Annotated in this window: 1 protein-coding gene; it reads left to right on the forward strand. The window is 57.3% G+C overall.

Going from position 1 to position 1198, the window contains the following annotated elements; translation table 11 throughout:
* On the forward strand, positions 1 to 1198 hold a 1198-nt coding region (locus TH19_RS22835; protein ID WP_220151791.1), incomplete at both ends, for an autotransporter outer membrane beta-barrel domain-containing protein.

Here is a 1198-nt window from a genome sequence, read left to right on the forward strand (position 1 = left end):
GATGCCAGTGGTTCCGAAGATAGTGCGATTGTGCTCGACATCGACGCTGGTCTGACGGACAGCTCGGAAGTTCTGACGATCACGATCAGCGGTGTGCCGGATGGTGCGACGCTGTCGGCTGGGACTGACAATGGTGATGGCACCTGGACGCTGTCGTCTTCAGACCTTGAAGGTCTGACGATTACACCTGCGGATGACTTCAGCGGCTCGTTTGACCTTGGTGTGACAGCTCAGTCTGCCGACGGTGAAGATGTCGCGACGACGACGGGCAGTATCACGGTCGATGTGGCTGGGGTTGCGGACGCTCCGACTTTGGATGTTGCGGATGCCAGTGGCTCCGAAGACTCAGCGATTGCACTTGATATCGATGCCGGTCTGACCGACAGCTCGGAAGTTCTGACCATCACCATCTCCGGTGTTCCGGATGGGGCGACGCTGTCGGCTGGTACCGACAATGGGGACGGCACCTGGACGCTGAGTTCCGGTGACCTTGAAGGTCTTACGATCACGCCTGCCGAAGACTTCAGTGGCTCGTTCGATCTTGGCGTCACTGCGACTTCGGCGGATGGCGAAGATGTTGCAACGACCACCGGTTCGATCACGGTTGATGTGGCTGGGCTTGCCGATGCTCCGACTTTGGATGTGGCGGATGCCAGCGGTTCTGAAGACAGTGCGATTGCACTCGATATTGATGCCGGTTTGATGGACAGCTCGGAAGTTCTGACGATCACCATCTCCGGCGTTCCGGACGGTGCAACGCTGTCGGCTGGTACTGATAATGGGGATGGTACCTGGACGCTGTCGTCTGATGATTTGGACGGACTTTCAATCACGCCGCCCGAAGATTACAGCGGCAGTTTTGATCTGGAAATTACTGCAAGTACGCAGGACGGGATCGACATTGCCAGTGTGACAGACACCGTGATGGTTAATGTCATTGGCGAAGCCGATTTGCCGACGCTTGAGGTCGAGGATGCGTCGGGCGGTGAAGAGGGTGCAATTGCACTCAGCATTGATGCGGGTCTGACAGACAGTTCCGAAGTCCTGTCGATCACCATATCGGGCGTTCCGAATGGCGCGACCCTGTCGGCCGGTACAGATAACGGCGATGGCACATGGACGCTGAGTGCCGGTGACCTTGAGGGACTGACGATTACACCGGCTGACGATTATTCCGGTTCGTTCGATCTGAGCATCA

Origin of the sequence: Thalassospira profundimaris (assembly GCF_003326675.1) — a bacterium.
In the GTDB taxonomy this organism is placed as follows: domain Bacteria; phylum Pseudomonadota; class Alphaproteobacteria; order Rhodospirillales; family Thalassospiraceae; genus Thalassospira; species Thalassospira aquimaris.